Raw genomic sequence first — 17,673 nt, forward strand, 5'->3', positions numbered from 1 at the left:
ATCGCCTGGCTGTCACCGTGCGCCCACGAGAAGCTCGCGAATACGCACCGAGTGCACCGCTTCACAATCACAGATCGTGATCTTTGCCCATCGGAGGCAGGCGGCAGCAGCCATCGACAACTCGACCTGGTCACGGTACGCGGGGCTACGCCATCCGGTCAAACCGGCCTCCGAGGGGAGACACTGTGCACAGCCTGTGGACAACAACTTGAACCGTAGCCGTCGCCCTGACTACCGTGACGGAACTCCGATTCGTTCCCTTCCTTCTCCCCCTTCCTGTTTCCGTCCCGAGAACCACACGTTCGTGGGACCCCGTGAGAGAGCGTGCCCTGTGGCTGACGTACCTGCCGATCTTGCCGCAGTGTGGCCACGAGTCCTGGAACATCTGCTGGGTGAGGGCCGCGGGCAGGGCGTGGAGGCGAAGGACGAGCGGTGGCTGCGGAGCTGCCAGCCCCTGGCGCTCGTCGCCGACACCGCGCTGCTCGCCGTTCCGAACGAATTCGCCAAGGGCGTACTGGAGGGGCGTCTCGCCCCCGTGGTCAGCGAGACCCTGAGCCGCGAGTGCGGCCGTCCGATCCGTATCGCCATCACGGTCGACGACTCCGTCGGTGAGCCCCCGGGCCCGCCGGCCCCGCCCGTCCAGCACCAGGCCCCCCAGCACCAGCAGTCACATCAGCAGCAGGCGCACCAGCAGCAGACGCATCAGCAGCGCTACGAGGAGCCCGAGCTGCCCCCCGCCTCCGGGCAGGGACACGACGCGTACGACGCCTACGGACGCCGCCCCGCGGACGAGCACCAGGGCGGCTCCCGGTCCGAGCAGCTGCCGACCGCGCGCCCGGCCTACCCCGACTACCAGCGCCCGGCCCCCGGCGCCTGGCCGCAGCAGCAGCCTCAGCAGCAGGACGACTACGGCTGGCAGCAGCCTCGGCTCGGCTTCCCCGACCGCGACCCGTACGCGAACCCGGTCCAGCAGCCGCAGCACGACTACCGCTCACAGCCGCCGCAGGAGCGCTACGAGCAGCAGCGCTCCGAGCAGCACGACCGGCGTGAGCGCCACGACATGTCGGAGCCGCCCGGCGGTCACCGGGGCGGTGGCGGTCACGGCACCCACGGCGGCCACGGCGTGCACCGGGGCGGCCCGGTCGGGCCCACCTCGTCCAGCGGCGCCCCCGGCCCGCTGGCCGCGCAGCCTGCGCCCGCGACGGGACCCGGCGAGCCCACCGCGCGCCTCAACCCGAAGTACCTCTTCGACACCTTCGTCATCGGCGCGTCGAACCGTTTCGCCCACGCGGCCGCGGTCGCCGTCGCCGAGGCGCCGGCGAAGGCGTACAACCCCCTCTTCATCTACGGGGAGTCGGGACTCGGCAAGACGCATCTGCTGCACGCGATCGGGCACTACGCCCGCAGCCTGTATCCCGGCACGCGCGTGCGCTACGTGAGCTCGGAGGAGTTCACCAACGAGTTCATCAACTCCATCCGCGACGGCAAGGGCGACAGCTTCCGCAAGCGCTACCGCGAGATGGACATCCTGCTCGTCGACGACATCCAGTTCCTCGCGGACAAGGAGTCGACGCAGGAGGAGTTCTTCCACACCTTCAATACGCTCCACAACGCGAACAAGCAGATCGTGCTCTCCAGCGACCGGCCGCCCAAGCAGCTGGTCACGCTGGAGGACCGGCTGCGCAACCGCTTCGAGTGGGGTCTGATCACCGACGTCCAGCCGCCGGAGCTGGAGACGCGCATCGCGATCCTCCGCAAGAAGGCGGTGCAGGAGCAGCTGAACGCGCCGCCGGAGGTGCTCGAGTTCATCGCGTCCCGGATCTCGCGGAACATCCGTGAGCTGGAGGGCGCGCTGATCAGAGTCACCGCGTTCGCGTCGCTGAACCGGCAGCCGGTGGACCTGGGGCTCACCGAGATCGTCCTCAAGGACCTGATCCCGGGCGGTGAGGACGCGGCTCCGGAGATCACCGCGACGGCCATCATGGCGGCGACCGCCGACTACTTCGGGCTGACGGTGGACGACCTGTGCGGATCCTCGCGCAGCCGTGTCCTGGTGACGGCCCGCCAGATCGCCATGTATCTCTGCCGGGAGCTGACCGACCTCTCCCTGCCGAAGATCGGCGCGCAGTTCGGCGGCCGCGACCACACGACCGTCATGCACGCCGACCGCAAGATCCGCGCGTTGATGGCGGAGCGGCGCTCCATCTACAACCAGGTCACCGAGCTCACCAACCGCATCAAGAACGGCTGACAGCGGCCGCGACACATCGCTGAGGGCGTCCCGGGGCAACTCCTGGGGCGCCCTTTTTCGTCGTGCACGCGCGCGTGGAGGGCGTTTTACGGGCCGCAGGTGGCCGTTCCGGGCGGCCCCGACCCGTACAGAGACGTCGTACGACCGCCTCCCGCTGTTCGATTTCCCCTGCTCAGACGGCTGTTCTCCACAGAGGTGCACACTTTTTCCCCTCCACACCCTGGGGACCGGGAAGTTGTCCAGACGCTGTCCACAGGGGAGTCTGCTGAGAGATCATCAGGCCAGGTCAAGTGGTTGTGGATTCGTGGACGACGACTCTCCACAGGCTGTGGAGGAAAAATTCGTCCACAGGCTGTGCATGAAGTTGTCCACCGGCGGCCCACAGGCTGGAGCGCGTTGTCCCCAGCTTTCCCCAGCTTCTCCACACGGCTGTCCACTGTTCGGCAACGCAACGCGCCCTCTCACCGGGTCGAGTGAAAGGCGTCACACCAAGGTGGTCGGTTGGCCTGTGGGGAAGCTGGGTAAAGCTGGGGACAGCGCTGGGGAGAAGTAGCCCCTCCCTGTGCATCGGGTGTGCAGAACTTTCGCCCGTCCACAGAAACCACCGGTTGTCCACCGGCTCCGCCCACAGGCACAGTGGATAAAAAACCGGGGCTGACCTGCGCATTCGCGGTTATCCACGGTTTCCACAGCCCCTACTACTACTCCCAACTAGAGAGACCGGGGAAATGGTTTCGAAGTGGGGGCTGTGCACAACTCTCGCTCCGGAGCTCCGACACCGCTCGGCACGACTTGACCCCGACAGGCACCGACTGTCAGCGCGGTGCGTCAGACTGGTCCCCGGTGTCCTTCCCACGGCATGGCTGAGAGACACCGAGTCAGACGACGAGGGCCACAGGCCCAGCGGGCGAGAGCAGCCAGCAACAGCAGGAGGTCGGCTAACGGTGAAGATCCGGGTTGAACGCGACGTACTCGCGGAGGCAGTGGCCTGGGCGGCGCGCAGCCTCCCGGCCCGGCCGCCTGCGCCCGTCCTCGCGGGCCTGCTGCTGAAGGCCGAGGAAGGCGCACTGAGCCTGTCGAGCTTCGACTACGAGGTCTCGGCGCGGGTCTCGGTGGACGCGGAGATCGACGAGGAGGGCACCGTCCTCGTGTCGGGCCGCCTGCTCGCGGACATCTGCCGTGCGCTCCCCAACCGCCCGGTGGAGATCTCCACAGACGGTGTACGGGCGACGGTGGTCTGCGGCTCCTCGCGGTTCACACTCCACACGCTTCCTGTGGAGGAGTACCCCGCGCTGCCGCAGATGCCGACCGCCACGGGCACCGTCCCCGGTGAGGTCTTCGCCTCGGCCGCCTCCCAGGTGGCCATCGCCGCGGGCCGCGACGACACGCTGCCGGTGCTGACCGGTGTGCGCATCGAGATCGAGGGCGACACGGTCACCCTGGCCTCCACCGACCGCTACCGCTTCGCGGTCCGCGAGTTCCTGTGGAAGCCGGAGAACCCCGAGGCGTCCGCTGTGGCCCTGGTGCCCGCCAAGACGCTCCTGGACACCGCCAAGGCCCTCACGAGCGGCGACACGGTCACCCTGGCCCTGTCCGGCTCGGGTGCCGGCGAGGGTCTGATCGGTTTCGAGGGCGCCGGACGGCGTACGACGACGCGGCTGCTCGAGGGCGACCTGCCGAAGTACCGCACGCTGTTCCCGACCGAGTTCAACTCGGTGGCCGTGATCGAGACCGCCCCCTTCGTGGAGGCCGTCAAGCGTGTGGCCCTGGTGGCCGAGCGGAACACCCCGGTGCGGCTCAGCTTCGAGCAGGGCGTGCTGATCCTGGAGGCCGGATCCAGCGACGACGCACAGGCTGTGGAAAGGGTCGACGCCCAGCTGGACGGCGACGACATCTCGATCGCCTTCAACCCGACGTTCCTGCTCGACGGCCTCAGCGCGATCGACTCGCCGGTCGCCCAGCTGTCGTTCACCACATCGACGAAGCCCGCGCTGCTGAGCGGCCGGCCGGCCGTCGACGCGGAGGCCGACGACGCCTACAAGTACCTGATCATGCCGGTACGTCTGAGCGGCTGAGCCCACAGGTGTGTGCGTGCGTCCGGGCGTAGGCTCGGACGCAGGTACGAAAGTGCCGTAACGCCACCTCGTTAGTGAAGGAACCTCTGATGGAGCTCGGTCTCGTCGGCCTCGGCAAGATGGGCGGCAACATGCGCGAGCGCATCCGCCGCGCAGGTCACACCGTCATCGGATACGACCGCAACCCGGACGTCGCTGACGTCTCCAGCCTCGAAGAGCTGGTCGGCAAGCTCAAGGGCCCGCGGGTGGTGTGGGTGATGGTTCCGGCCGGAGCCGCGACCCAGTCCACCGTCGACGAGCTCGCCGAGCTCCTGCAGCCCGGCGACGTCGTCGTGGACGGCGGCAACTCCCGCTGGACGGACGACGAGAAGCACGCCGAGGAGCTGAAGGCCAAGGGCATCGGCTTCGTCGACTGCGGCGTCTCCGGCGGCGTCTGGGGCCTGAAGAACGGCTACGCGCTGATGTACGGCGGCGACGCCGAGGACATCGCGAAGGTCCAGCCGATCTTCGACGCGCTCAAGCCCGAGGGCGACTTCGGCTCGGTGCACGCGGGCAAGGTCGGCGCGGGCCACTTCTCGAAGATGGTCCACAACGGCATCGAGTACGCGATGATGCAGGCCTACGCCGAGGGCTGGGAGCTCCTGGAGAAGGTCGACTCCGTCACCGACGTCCGTGAGGTCTTCCGCTCCTGGCAGGAGGGCACGGTCATCCGTTCCTGGCTGCTCGACCTCGCGGTGAACGCCCTGGACGACGACGAGCACCTGGAGAAGCTGCGCGGCTTCGCGCAGGACTCCGGAGAGGGCCGCTGGACGGTGGAGGCCGCCATCGACAACGCGGTGCCGCTGCCGGCCATCACCGCCTCGCTCTTCGCGCGGTTCGCCTCGCGCCAGGACGACTCCCCGCAGATGAAGATGATCGCCGCGCTGCGCAACCAGTTCGGCGGCCACGCGGTGGAGTCCAAGAGCGAGAACTGATCCACAGCCTGTGGGGAACTCCAGCCGTTTCCCACAGGCCTCTGAAGCAAGTGAAGTAGGCCGGGGGAGGTCGGCGCACACCATGCACGTCACGCATCTCTCGCTGGCCGACTTCCGGTCGTACGCCCGGGTCGAGGTACCGCTCGACCCGGGCGTCACCGCGTTCGTGGGCCCCAACGGCCAGGGCAAGACCAACCTCGTCGAGGCCGTCGGCTATCTGGCCACCCTCGGCAGCCACCGGGTCTCCTCGGACGCGCCGCTGGTGCGCATGGGCGCCGAGCGCGCCGTCATCAGGGCCGCGGTCCGCCAGGGCGAGCGCCAGCAGCTCATCGAGCTCGAACTCAACCCCGGCAAGGCCAACCGCGCCCGCATCAACAGGTCCTCGCAGGTCAGGCCGCGCGACGTGCTGGGGATCGTCCGCACCGTGCTGTTCGCGCCCGAGGATCTCGCACTGATCAAGGGCGACCCCGGAGAGCGGCGCCGCTTCCTCGACGAGCTGATCACCGCGCGGTCGCCGCGCATGGCCGGCGTCCGGTCCGACTACGACCGGGTCCTCAAGCAGCGCAACACCCTCCTGAAGTCGGCCGCTCTCGCCCGCCGGCACGGCGGCCGCTCCATGGACCTGTCCACCCTCGACGTCTGGGACCAGCACCTCGCGCGCGCGGGCGCCGAGCTGCTCGCCCAGCGGCTCGACCTGATCTCGGCGCTGCAGCCGCTGGCCGACAAGGCGTACGAGCAGCTGGCGCCCGGAGGCGGCCCGGTCTCGCTGGAGTACAAGCCCTCCGCGCCCGGTGACGGGCACACGCGCGAGGCCCTCTACGAGCAGCTGACCGCCGCCCTGGAGGAGGCCCGCAAGCAGGAGATCGAGCGGGGCGTCACCCTGGTCGGCCCGCACCGCGACGACCTCGTCCTCAAGCTGGGCCAGCTCCCCGCCAAGGGGTACGCGAGCCACGGCGAGTCCTGGTCGTACGCGCTGGCGCTGCGCCTGGCCTCGTACGACCTGCTGAGGGCCGAGGGCAACGAGCCGGTGCTCGTCCTCGACGACGTCTTCGCGGAGCTGGACGCGCGCCGCAGGGAGCGCCTCGCGGAGCTGGTGGCCCCGGGTGAGCAGGTGCTGGTCACCGCGGCGGTGGACGACGACGTCCCGGGCGTGCTCAGCGGCACGCGCTACGCGGTGGCGGACGGCGCGGTGGAGCGCGCATGAGCGCCGAGGAGCCCGTCGAGAGTGCCCCCGGGCCCGCGGAGAGCCCGAAGCCGCCCGAGCCGTCCGGCGTCGACCTGGCGAGGGTCGCCCTGCGGGCCGCGAAAGAACAGGCACGCGCGCGTGGCGACGCCGCACAGCAGAAGAAGCAGGCCCGCCGCGGCGGACTGCGGTCCGGCGCGCGCGCCGACGGGCGCGATCCGCTGCCGCTCGGTTCCGCGATCAACCGGCTGATCACCGAGCGCGGCTGGGAGACGCCGGCCGCGGTGGGCGGCGTGATGGGGCGCTGGCCGCAGATCGTCGGCGACGACCTGGCCAACCACTGCGTACCCCAGAAGTACGACGAGGACGAGCGTGTCCTGACCGTGCAGTGCGACTCGACGGCGTGGGCCACGCAGCTGCGGCTGATGGCTCCGCAGCTGGTCGCGCGCCTCAACGAGGACCTGGGGCAGGGCACCGTACGCCTCATCAAGGTGCTCGGCCCCCAGGGCCCCGCGCGCCGCTTCGGACCCTTGCGCGCCCCCGGAAGCACGGGCCCCGGCGACACCTACGGATGAGCCCGTCGGCGACGGTAGCTGGCGGTTGACGTCCCGAAGCGCTGAGTGCCGCTGTGAGCCCTTTGGAGCCCCGTTCCGCATATGGGGAGTCGGCCGAGTCCCGTTCAGGACGGCACATGCGGACTCAGGTACCGGCAAACCCCCATCACTGTCAGCGCTACCGGTAGACTGGAAGCTAATCCCGCCCCACTTGTGGGACGCACCGAGCAACGCTGACTATCGCTGAACGACGCAGCCGCTCCGGCCACCGCCGGGAGCTTGGCTTGTGCTGTGCCAGAAAGGGCGCTTCGTGGCCGATTCCGGCAACCCCAACGAGAACATCCCGTCCACCGCCGCCGGCGAGAACGGCGAGGCCCCGCCCTCGTACGACGCCAGCGCGATCACCGTCCTCGAGGGTCTGGACGCGGTCCGCAAGCGACCCGGCATGTACATCGGCTCGACCGGTGAGCGTGGCCTGCACCACCTCGTGCAGGAGGTTGTCGACAACTCCGTCGACGAGGCCCTGGCCGGGTACGCGGACACCATCGACGTCACGATCCTCGCCGACGGCGGCGTCCGTGTCATCGACAACGGCCGTGGCATCCCGGTGGGCATCCACCCCGTCGAGAAGAAGCCGGCCGTCGAGGTCGTGCTGACCGTGCTGCACGCGGGCGGCAAGTTCGGCGGTGGCGGCTACGCCGTCTCCGGCGGTCTGCACGGCGTCGGCGTCTCGGTCGTCAACGCCCTGTCGACCAAGCTGGCCGTCGACGTCAGGACCGATGGCTACCGCTGGACCCAGGACTACAAGCTGGGCGTCCCGACGGCCCCGCTCGCCCAGCACGAGCGGGTCGAGGAGACGGGCACGACGGTCACCTTCTGGGCCGACCCCGACGTCTTCGAGACGACCGAGTACTCCTTCGAGACGCTGGCACGGCGCTTCCAGGAGATGGCGTTCCTCAACAAGGGTTTGACGATCAAACTCACTGATGAGCGCGAGTCGGCGAAGGCCGTGGTGGGCGCGGACACGGCGGAGGCGGCCGACGACGAGCCCCGCACGGTGACGTACCACTACGAAGGCGGCATCGTCGACTTCGTGAAGTACCTCAACTCCCGCAAGGGCGAGGTCATCCACCCCACCGTCATCGACGTCGAGGCCGAGGACAAGGAGCGCCTCCTCTCGGCCGAGATCGCCATGCAGTGGAACTCGCAGTACACCGAGGGCGTGTACTCCTTCGCGAACACCATCCACACCCACGAGGGCGGTACGCACGAAGAGGGCTTCAGGGCCGCGCTGACGGGTCTGGTGAACCGCTACGCGCGCGAGAAGAAGCTCCTTCGCGAGAAGGACGACAACCTCACGGGTGAGGACATCCGCGAGGGTCTGACCGCGATCATCTCGGTGAAGCTGGGTGAGCCCCAGTTCGAGGGCCAGACCAAGACCAAGCTGGGCAACACGGAGGCCAAGACCTTCGTGCAGAAGGTCGTCCACGAACACCTCACGGACTGGTTCGACCGGAACCCCAACGAGGCCGCGGACATCATCCGCAAGGGCATCCAGGCCGCCACCGCGCGGGTGGCCGCCCGCAAGGCGCGCGACCTGACCCGCCGCAAGGGGCTCCTGGAGACGGCGTCGCTGCCGGGCAAGCTGAGCGACTGCCAGTCGAACGACCCGACGAAGTGCGAGATCTTCATCGTCGAGGGTGACTCCGCCGGTGGTTCGGCGAAGTCCGGCCGCAACCCGATGTACCAGGCGATCCTGCCCATCCGAGGCAAGATCCTGAACGTCGAGAAGGCGCGCATCGACAAGATCCTGCACAACCAGGAGGTCCAGGCGCTCATCTCCGCCTTCGGCACCGGTGTGCACGAGGACTTCGACATCGAGAAGCTCCGCTATCACAAGATCATCCTGATGGCGGACGCCGACGTCGACGGTCAGCACATCAACACGCTGCTGCTGACCTTCCTGTTCCGCTTCATGCGGCCGCTGGTCGAGGCCGGGCACATCTACCTGTCGCGCCCGCCGCTCTACAAGATCAAGTGGTCGCGGGACGACTTCCAGTACGCGTACTCGGACCGCGAGCGCGACGCCCTGGTGGAGCTCGGCCGCCAGGCCGGCAAGCGCATCAAGGACGACTCGGTCCAGCGCTTCAAGGGCCTCGGTGAGATGAACGCCGAGGAACTGCGCATCACGACGATGGACCAGGAACACCGCGTGCTCGGCCAGGTCACCCTGGACGACGCGGCACAGGCCGACGACCTCTTCTCGGTGCTGATGGGAGAGGACGTCGAGGCACGGCGCTCGTTCATTCAGCGCAACGCCAAGGACGTCCGTTTCCTCGACATCTGAGTCGGCCCGTACGAGCCGCACCTCGAAAGGACTTTGACCAGCAATGGCCGACGAGAACACCCCTGTGATGCCCGAAGAGGAGCCCGCCGTTCCCGGCGTGGGCATGCGTGTCGAGCCCGTCGGGCTCGAGACGGAGATGCAGCGCTCCTATCTCGACTACGCGATGTCCGTCATCGTGTCCCGCGCGCTGCCCGACGTACGGGACGGCCTGAAGCCCGTCCACCGTCGCGTCCTGTACGCGATGTACGACGGCGGCTACCGCCCCGAGAAGGGCTTCTACAAGTGCGCCCGCGTCGTCGGTGACGTCATGGGCACGTACCACCCGCACGGCGACTCCTCCATCTACGACGCCCTGGTGCGCCTCGCCCAGCCGTGGTCGATGCGGATGCCGCTGGTGGACTCCAACGGCAACTTCGGCTCCCCGGGCAACGACCCGGCGGCCGCCATGCGGTACACCGAGTGCAAGATGGCGCCGCTCGCCATGGAGATGGTCCGTGACATCGACGAGGAGACCGTCGACTTCACGGACAACTACGACGGCCGCAACCAGGAGCCGACGGTTCTGCCGGCGCGCTTCCCGAACCTGCTGATCAACGGCTCGGCGGGCATCGCGGTCGGCATGGCCACCAACATCCCGCCGCACAACCTCCGCGAGGTCGCGGCGGGCGCGCAGTGGGCCCTGGAGCACCCCGACGCCACGCACGAGGAGCTGCTCGACGCCCTTATCGAGCGCATCAAGGGCCCCGATTTCCCGACCGGCGCCCTGGTGGTGGGCCGCAAGGGCATCGAGGAGGCCTACCGCACGGGCCGCGGCTCCATCACCATGCGCGCGGTCGTCGCGGTCGAGGAGATCCAGAACCGCCAGTGCCTGGTGGTCACCGAGCTCCCGTACCAGACCAACCCCGACAACCTCGCGCAGAAGATCGCCGACCTGGTCAAGGACGGCAAGGTCGGCGGCATCGCCGACGTCCGCGACGAGTCCTCCTCGCGCACCGGCCAGCGCCTGGTCATCGTCCTCAAGCGCGACGCGGTCGCCAAGGTCGTGCTGAACAACCTCTACAAGCACACCGACCTGCAGTCGAACTTCAGCGCCAACATGCTGGCGCTGGTCGACGGCGTGCCGCGCACCCTCTCCCTGGACGCGTTCATCCGGCACTGGGTGGCCCACCAGGTCGAGGTCATCGTCCGCCGTACGAAGTACCGGCTGCGCAAGGCCGAGGAGCGGGCGCACATCCTGCGTGGCCTCCTGAAGGCCCTGGACGCCATCGACGAGGTCATCGCGCTCATCCGCGGCAGCCAGACGGTCGACATCGCGCGCGAGGGCCTGATGGGCCTGCTGTCGATCGACGAGATCCAGGCCAACGCCATCCTCGAGATGCAGCTGCGCCGGCTCGCCGCCCTGGAGCGCCAGAAGATCGTCGCCGAGCACGACGAGCTCCAGGCGAAGATCAACGAGTACAACGGGATCCTGGCCTCCCCCGAGAAGCAGCGCCAGATCATCAGCGAGGAGCTCGCGGCGATCGTCGACAAGTTCGGCGAGGACCGTCGCTCCGCGCTCGTGCCCTTCGACGGTGACATGTCCATCGAGGACCTGATCGCCGAGGAGGACATTGTCGTCACCATCACGCGCGGTGGCTACATCAAGCGCACCAAGACGGAGGACTACCGCTCGCAGAAGCGCGGCGGCAAGGGCGTCCGCGGCACGAAGCTGAAGCAGGACGACATCGTCGACCACTTCTTCGTGTCGACGACACACCACTGGCTGCTGTTCTTCACCAACAAGGGCCGCGTCTACCGCGCCAAGGCGTACGAGCTGCCCGACGCCGGACGCGACGCGCGCGGCCAGCACGTGGCGAACCTCCTCGCCTTCCAGCCGGACGAGCAGATCGCCGAGATCCTCGCGATCCGTGACTACGAAGCGGTGCCCTACCTGGTGCTCGCCACCAAGGGCGGCCTCGTCAAGAAGACGCCGCTCAAGGACTACGACTCGCCTCGTTCGGGTGGCGTCATCGCCATCAACCTCCGTGAGACGGACGACGGTTCGGACGACGAGCTGATCGGCGCCGAGCTGGTCTCGGCCGAGGACGACCTGCTGCTCATCAGCAAGAAGGCCCAGTCGATCAGGTTCACCGCAACGGACGACGCGCTCCGCCCGATGGGCCGCGCCACTTCGGGCGTCAAGGGCATGAGTTTCCGCGACGGCGACGAACTGCTCTCGATGAATGTGGTTCGCCCCGGTACGTTCGTCTTCACCGCCACCGACGGTGGGTACGCGAAGCGGACCAACGTCGACGAGTACCGCGTCCAGGGTCGCGGTGGCCTCGGCATCAAGGCCGCCAAGATCGTGGAGGACCGCGGCGAGCTCGTCGGCGCCCTGGTGGTCGAGGAGACCGACGAGATCCTCGCCATCACACTGTCCGGCGGTGTGATTCGTACGCGAGTCAACGAGGTCAGGGAGACGGGCCGTGACACGATGGGCGTCCAACTGATCAACCTGGGCAAGCGCGATGCCGTGGTCGGTATCGCTCGTAACGCCGAGGCCGGGCGCGAGGCCGAGGAAGTCGACGGAGACATCGTCGTCGACGAATCGGACGCAGCCGAACCGGCCACCGGTACGGACGAGGGCACGGACTCCTCGGCCGAGTAGCGCGAGGAGTGAGTCATCGTGAGCGGAGCCACGGGCGCCGAGGCAAAGCGGACCGGCACTACCGGTACGGACGGTGCCCGTGGCTCCGCCACTGACGCACACGACTCGAACGAGTCTCATGGATCCCAGGGGGGGACTGTGACGGACACCCGAGGGTCCGGAGCCGCTGGACAGGCTGCCGACCAGTACGAGGCCTCGTACGCGGCCGGCAAGGGCGCGCAGGGGAACGGGGCGCTGCCCGGCGAGCGCCAGCCTCAGCAGCAGTCGTCCCAGCCGTACCACCCGCCGCAGGCGTACCAGGGCGCCCAGTCCGGCGCCGTGCGCCGTCCGCGGACCGGGGCGCGCACGACGCCGCGCACCCGCAAGGCGCGGCTGCGGGTGTCCAAGGCCGACCCCTGGTCGGTGATGAAGGTCAGCTTCCTGCTCTCCATCGCGCTCGGCATCTGCACGATCGTCGCGGCGGCCGTCCTGTGGATGGTCATGGACGCCATGGGCGTCTTCTCCACGGTGGGCGGCACGATCTCCGAGGCGACGGGCTCGAACGAATCCAACGGATTCGACCTGCAGTCGTTCCTCTCGCTGCCGCGCGTCCTGCTGTTCACGTCGATCATCGCGGTCATCGACGTCGTCCTGGCGACCGCGCTGGCGACCCTGGGCGCGTTCATCTACAACCTCTCCGCGGGCTTCGTGGGCGGCGTCGAGCTGACCCTCGCCGAGGACGAGTAGCGGCCGCTCCCCCGCGCGCGGGTATCGATTTTGGGACTGGCGCCCAGGTGCGCTAATCTTCAGAGGTCAGCGCGCGGGACACACCGCAGCGCGGCGGGGCTATAGCTCAGTTGGTTAGAGCGCATCCCTGATAAGGATGAGGCCACAGGTTCAAATCCTGTTAGCCCCACCAGCACGAAGACCCCCAACCGGTCACGGTTGGGGGTTTTTGGCGTCCAGGGCCGAGCACCGGCCCGGGCGGCGGAGGCTGTGACCGCTTCACCGGGCCGCCGCCCTCCCCGGACCACCTTCACGCCGGAACGGCTGCCACCCAGCACGTGGTCGATGGTGCGGTGCCGGTAGAGGCAGGTAGAGGCAGGTAGGCGTATGCCTCCACCCGCTCCCTCGGGTTCCCTGTGCACGACAGAAGACCCCCGGCCGGTGAGGCCGGGGGTCTTCTGAGGCTTGGGGAGGGCGTGCGCCCTGGGTGCCGGGCCGGGGTTACGGCTCCGCGGCGAGCCCTGGTTCGTTGGCGGTGGCCTCAGCCTCGGCTTCCGTGTCCGACGGGGGCAGGTGCCGGCAGCTGGGGGACGAGCCATGGGCCTCGGCGCGGATGCGTTGCTTCATCGTCGGCGGCAGGGACCGTTCGTACGCCGCCGACCACAGGGCCGCCATCATCGGCGTCGGCTCGCACACCGTGGCGTTGCGTGCGTTCGTGGTCTCCTGCGTGGCCGTGGCCGCGGTGGCCGTCGTGGTGAGACCCATCGCGGCGAAGAGCGCGAGGAGTGCGGTGACGATCGTGGTCCACAGTTTCATGGCCTTGTTGCCGGTCATGGCCCCTCAATTCGGGTTGGGCGATTTGCGTACTTTCCTCATGATGTGTATGTGAGGCCGGGAGTGGTGGACCGACGCTCGCGTGGCGTCGATGTTCAGATGAACACCACCCGTTTGGCCTCAAGGGCGTCGAGGAGGGGGCAAAGCGGCGAAAATCACAGTGGGAGCGGTCCCCCCACGGAGTTGCCAGGTCCGGGTTCGACTGCTGTGTGCGGGGCGGGAGTTGAGGCGGATCCAGGTCACCGATCGATATCGCTCGGTGTGTATAGTCGGGCGCCAGAAGTCCCCTACGTCAAGGAAAGACGAGGTCGCGCGGTGAAGAAGCTTCTCCTGGTCGCACTGGCCGCCATCGGCGGGCTCCTCGTGTACCGCCAGATCCAGGCGGATCGCGCCGAGCAGGATCTGTGGACGGAGGCGACTGACTCCGTGCCCACGGGTTCGTGAGTATCGACGACAGTCACTTCACAGGCCCCGGTCGCATGTGCGGCCGGGGCTTTGTGCTGTTCCGGATCGGGCGGGGAGCGGACGGTCGCGGAGCGCGCGCGAGTGGGGCCGGTCGGGGCCGCGGTTCGGGGTGGGGGACCCGGATGGCCGCCGCGGCTGTGACAACAGCGGATTCACCCTCTTTCGCTTCCGAAATCAGTTGATTCTTCAAGCGCCACGGTGCGTGTGGGGCGGGTGCGGGGCGGTGGCGCCGATGGCGGGTTCGCGGTGGTGTCCGGGCGGCCCCGGGAGGGCAGGACGGTCGGGACGGGGCGGGTGGGTCGGCTGAGTTCACGAGGGGTGGCGCGTGATGGGGCGGCGGCTGGGTGAGTGCCGTGGGGTGGCGGAGCGGGGCCGTGGCCGGGGCCGGGTTCTGGGCATGGTTCGGGGCCGCGGCCGAGCCGGCGTGGCCGCCGCCGCGGTCACCGCGTTGTGCGCTGTCGCGGTGCTTCCCGCACAGGCCATGGCCGTCGGGACATCCGGGGGCGCCGGGCGTGCGGTGGGTGAGGCGGGAGATCCCGGGGCGTACGCCTTCGCCCCGGGCGCCGAGACGGTCGAGGGCGCCACGAGCAACCTCGAGGGGCATCGGCTCCGGCCCGGCAAGACGTACAAGAGCTACCTTCCGCGCGTGGGGCAGCGTTTCTACCGCCTGGAACTGACGGCACAACAGAACGCGTACGTCGCGGTGACCGCCGTTCCGAAGCCCGGGGCCCGGGTGACCTACGCCGACGGGGTCCAGGTCTCCCTGCAGGACGCCGACGGCAACAACTGCAGTCCTGTGGAGGCGGAGAAGGCGAGGTTCGGCTCCGCGGAGAGCCCGCGCCCGATCACGGCCTCCGCGGTCCGCAGGGTGGGGCCCGACGAGAAGAGCTGTACAGGGGCCGGTACGTATTACGTGCTCGTCGAGCGGACCAGAGCGTCCTCCGGAGCCGCGCAGGGCGACTGGGACCTGGAACTTCATGTGGCGTCAGAACCCGTGCCGCGGGCGGGCGGTGCGACGGTGCCGCCGGAGACCTGGGACTCGGCGACCCCCGTGCCGCCGTCAGGGGTGCGCAGGACGCGGGAGGGCGGCGCGGGCTTCAGCGGGGCGCGGGGCCTGGGCAAGGGCGTCTGGGGAGCCGGGATCAAGCCGGGAGGAACCCTCTTCTACCGCGTACCGGTCGACTGGGGGCAGCAACTGTCGGTCACGGCTGAGCTCGGCAGTGCGGGTGGCACGGGCGGCATCGGTCGGGGGCCCTCCGGTACGGGATACGTCTCGTCCGCCTTGGTCATGTCACTGTCCAACCCGGTGCGCGCCGAGGTCGACGACGTCGACGTGGCGTACGACGGCAAGCAGAAGTCCGCCGTGCTGGATCCGTTGCCGCCGGTCGCGTACGAGAACCGGTTCTCCCTTACCGACGAGGTCTCGGCGCTGCGGTTCGCCGGCTGGTACTACCTGTCGGTGCACCTCAGCCCGCAGGTCGCGGAGAAGTTCGGCGATGCCCCGCTGGACCTGACGCTGCGGGTGGACGTCGAGGGTGCGCCGCGGCCCGGGCCCGCGTACGCGGGGTCACCGGTGCCTGCGGACGACTTCGGGGTCACGGAGCGGGACGCGGAGGCCGCGGAGCGCGGGGAGACGGCGGCCGGGGGTGGTGCCGGAACCGGCGACGACGGGGTGAATGAGCTGATGGCGGTGGTCGCCGCCACGGGGATCGGCACGGGGGTGACGCTGCTGGGTGTGCTCGGTCTGTGGGTCCTGATCGCACGGCGCCGGGCGGCGAGGTCGGCGAGGGCGGCCGAGGCGGCGCGGGCGGCGGAGAGGGAGCGTGCGGCCGGTGGCGTCGCCGTGACGGGGCGGCCCACGGGCTGACGGCTGATCGGGTGTCCGGGGCTCGTGTGTGACCGGCTGACCGGCTTCGGGCGGCCGGCCGGTGTCGGGCGGGGCGGGGCGTCAGAGCTGCGTGAGGGCCCAGAAACCCACGGTGAGGCAGGTCAGGGCGACGAGCAGCATCGGCACCGCCACTTTCGAGGGAGGTCCCGGGCGAGGGGGAACCTGAGCGGCGCGAGCGCTGTTGGGATGAGTAGGAGCGTGAGCGTGAGCGTGGTGCGCCGCGGAGGTCACGGCGGGGGCGGGGCCGTGAGCGTGGGCGTACGCATGGGGTGCAGGTGCAGGTGCAGGTGCAGGTGCAGGAGGAGGCGGGATGTGGGGGGCGGGGGACACGTGCGTGGGGTCGGGTGTGAGCGGGGGTGCCGGCGCGGGCACTGGTGCGGGGGCGGGTGCGGTGATGGGGCCGGGGACGGGTATCGGACCGGGTGCCTGCAAGGGCATCGGAGTAGGGGGAGTGGACGGTTGCGGGGGCAGGGTCGGTACGGGACCTGCCACGAGATCCGGCGCGGGGCCCGCGAAACCGGGCGCGGGGCCCACGAGACTCTGCCCGGGTCCCACGGGGCCCGGCGCGGGACGCACGAACCCCGGGGTGGGGTCCGGAGCTCGGTCGGGCGGCGGGGGCACCGCCGAAGACGGGCCGGGTGTCCCGTGCGCGAAGAATCCGGACCCGGCACGGGGTACGGCCCCAGACCCCGGCCCTGAGAGCGCGCCACCCCCGGGCCCGGGCCCAGCACCTGGACCACCCCCGGGCCCAGCCTCAGCCCCGGGCCCAGGCCGCGCATGCCGAGCACGGGAATGTGGACCGCCCGCGTGGGGCGCCGAGGGGCGTGGCCCCTCGGGGGCGAAGCCGGCCGGAAGCGGCGGGAGTTGGTCGAAGATTTCGATGAGCTCGTCGTCGGGGCCGGGCTCGGGCAGCATCTCCGCGGCCGAGGCCAGCGCCTTCCGCGCCCCCGTCGCGGTACGGAAACGGGCCTGGGGATCAGGCTGGAGAAGGGTGGCGATGACCTGCCAGAGAGGCTCGGGCACGCCCTGCGGCGCCCCGGGGGTGCCGTGGTCGGCGAAGTACTCGATGAGCGCCTTGGCGTCCGGCTTGGTGCCCTCCAGGAGGTACAGGGCGACCAGGCCGACGGCGAAGAGGTCGGCGGTGAAGTGCGGTTCCGCGCCCATCATTTGCTCGGGGGCGAAGTAGCCGGGGGTGCCGACCACATAGTCGGTCTCCGTGAGCCGGGGCTCGCCCTTGCGCATCGAGATGCCGAAGTCGGACAGCCGCAGATGCGGGCGCCCGGCGCCGGTGGCGTCCAGCAGGATGTTGGCCGGTTTGATGTCACGGTGCACGACACCCTCGGCGTGGACGGCGGCGAGGCCGGAGAGGAGCTGGTCGAGGAGGGTGCAGACGAAGTGGGGCGGCAGCGGGCCGTAGTCCCCGATGACGTGGGCCAGCGAGCCGCCGCCGACGAGGTCCATGGTGAAGAGGACCTTGTCGTCGTCGGCGGCCCAGCTGGCGGGCGCGAGCACATGGGGGTGGTCGATCCGCAGGGCCTGTTCCCGTACGAACCTCAACAGGGAATGGGCGTCGCTCTGTTGCAGCACCTTGGCGGCGACGTACCTGCGGCGCCGGTGGTCCCAGGCACGCCAGACCGCTCCGACTCCCCCGTGTCCGATCGGGTCGACCAGTTCGTACCGGCCGGCGAAGACCTCACCCATGGTCGCGCTCCGCTCCCCTTCCGGGCCGCGGGACGGCCCGGTCGACGGC

Annotated in this window: 12 protein-coding genes and 1 tRNA gene; 11 read left to right on the forward strand and 2 right to left on the reverse strand. The window is 69.7% G+C overall.

Annotated elements, in window-relative coordinates:
- The first annotated feature begins 331 nt into the window (after positions 1–331).
- From dnaA to ACZ6B8_RS13600, 9 genes are all read left to right on the forward strand, one after another.
- Positions 332–2,251 carry a chromosomal replication initiator protein DnaA gene (dnaA, locus tag ACZ6B8_RS13560; RefSeq protein ID WP_471607322.1) on the forward strand — a complete coding sequence of 640 codons (1,920 nt, stop codon included), beginning with the start codon at positions 332–334 and terminating at the stop codon, positions 2,249–2,251.
- Between the two features lie 944 nt (positions 2,252–3,195).
- Positions 3,196–4,326, forward strand: coding sequence for a DNA polymerase III subunit beta (gene dnaN, locus ACZ6B8_RS13565; protein ID WP_384252507.1), 1,131 nt, complete (start codon positions 3,196–3,198; stop codon positions 4,324–4,326).
- An 89-nt stretch (positions 4,327–4,415) separates the two neighbouring features.
- Positions 4,416–5,300 (forward strand): phosphogluconate dehydrogenase (NAD(+)-dependent, decarboxylating), encoded by an 885-nt coding sequence (gnd, locus tag ACZ6B8_RS13570; protein ID WP_471088514.1) that lies wholly within the window; start codon positions 4,416–4,418, stop codon positions 5,298–5,300.
- An 82-nt stretch (positions 5,301–5,382) separates the two neighbouring features.
- Positions 5,383–6,504, forward strand: coding sequence for a DNA replication/repair protein RecF (gene recF / locus ACZ6B8_RS13575; protein ID WP_471607323.1), 1,122 nt, complete (start codon positions 5,383–5,385; stop codon positions 6,502–6,504).
- The gene (locus ACZ6B8_RS13580; protein ID WP_471088518.1) at positions 6,501–7,058 is read left to right on the forward strand and encodes a DciA family protein; all 558 of its coding nucleotides are present in this window, start codon (positions 6,501–6,503) and stop codon (positions 7,056–7,058) included. Before recF ends, ACZ6B8_RS13580 begins: the two co-directional genes overlap by 4 nt.
- 265 nt (positions 7,059–7,323) lie before the next feature.
- Positions 7,324–9,384 carry a DNA topoisomerase (ATP-hydrolyzing) subunit B gene (gene gyrB / locus ACZ6B8_RS13585; RefSeq protein WP_471088520.1) on the forward strand — a complete coding sequence of 687 codons (2,061 nt, stop codon included), beginning with the start codon at positions 7,324–7,326 and terminating at the stop codon, positions 9,382–9,384.
- A 43-nt stretch (positions 9,385–9,427) separates the two neighbouring features.
- The gene (gene gyrA / locus ACZ6B8_RS13590) at positions 9,428–12,031 is read left to right on the forward strand and encodes a DNA gyrase subunit A (RefSeq protein WP_471088522.1); all 2,604 of its coding nucleotides are present in this window, start codon (positions 9,428–9,430) and stop codon (positions 12,029–12,031) included.
- An 18-nt stretch (positions 12,032–12,049) separates the two neighbouring features.
- Positions 12,050–12,757 carry a DUF3566 domain-containing protein gene (locus tag ACZ6B8_RS13595; protein WP_471088524.1) on the forward strand — a complete coding sequence of 236 codons (708 nt, stop codon included), beginning with the start codon at positions 12,050–12,052 and terminating at the stop codon, positions 12,755–12,757.
- 95 nt (positions 12,758–12,852) lie between these two features.
- Positions 12,853–12,929, forward strand: a tRNA-Ile gene (locus ACZ6B8_RS13600).
- Positions 12,930–13,237: 308 nt separating this feature from the next.
- On the opposite strand, the gene ACZ6B8_RS13605 is transcribed toward ACZ6B8_RS13600, so the two are convergent.
- Entirely contained in the window at positions 13,238–13,570 is a 333-nt protein-coding gene (locus ACZ6B8_RS13605; RefSeq protein ID WP_471088548.1) for a DUF6344 domain-containing protein, read from the reverse strand.
- 315 nt (positions 13,571–13,885) lie between these two features.
- On the opposite strand from ACZ6B8_RS13605, the gene ACZ6B8_RS13610 reads away from it, so the two are divergent.
- The gene (locus ACZ6B8_RS13610) at positions 13,886–14,014 is read left to right on the forward strand and encodes a DLW-39 family protein (protein WP_003999697.1); all 129 of its coding nucleotides are present in this window, start codon (positions 13,886–13,888) and stop codon (positions 14,012–14,014) included.
- A gap of 484 nt (positions 14,015–14,498) precedes the next feature.
- Complete coding sequence (locus ACZ6B8_RS13615; protein ID WP_471607324.1) at positions 14,499–15,902, forward strand: hypothetical protein; 1,404 nt, start codon at positions 14,499–14,501, stop codon at positions 15,900–15,902.
- An 81-nt stretch (positions 15,903–15,983) separates the two neighbouring features.
- Here the strand turns inward: ACZ6B8_RS13615 and ACZ6B8_RS13620 are convergent, their stop codons facing one another.
- A complete protein-coding gene (locus ACZ6B8_RS13620) occupies positions 15,984–17,624 on the reverse strand; it encodes a serine/threonine-protein kinase (protein WP_471607325.1) in 1,641 nt (546 codons plus the stop codon).
- Positions 17,625–17,673: the final 49 nt, after the last annotated feature.

The organism is Streptomyces sp. NPDC041122 (genome assembly GCF_055592445.1).

What these genes read in the sequence shown, in the direction of transcription:
- gnd (WP_471088514.1), top strand. Translation starts at nt 4,416, where the DNA reads ATGGAGCTCGGTCTCGTCGGCCTCGGCAAGATGGGCGGCAACATGCGC.
- recF (WP_471607323.1), top strand. Translation starts at nt 5,383, where the DNA reads ATGCACGTCACGCATCTCTCGCTGGCCGACTTCCGGTCGTACGCCCGG.
- ACZ6B8_RS13580 (WP_471088518.1), top strand. Translation starts at nt 6,501, where the DNA reads ATGAGCGCCGAGGAGCCCGTCGAGAGTGCCCCCGGGCCCGCGGAGAGC.
- gyrA (WP_471088522.1), top strand. Translation starts at nt 9,428, where the DNA reads ATGGCCGACGAGAACACCCCTGTGATGCCCGAAGAGGAGCCCGCCGTT.
- ACZ6B8_RS13605 (WP_471088548.1), bottom strand. Translation starts at nt 13,570, where the DNA reads ATGACCGGCAACAAGGCCATGAAACTGTGGACCACGATCGTCACCGCA.
- ACZ6B8_RS13620 (WP_471607325.1), bottom strand. Translation starts at nt 17,624, where the DNA reads ATGGGTGAGGTCTTCGCCGGCCGGTACGAACTGGTCGACCCGATCGGA.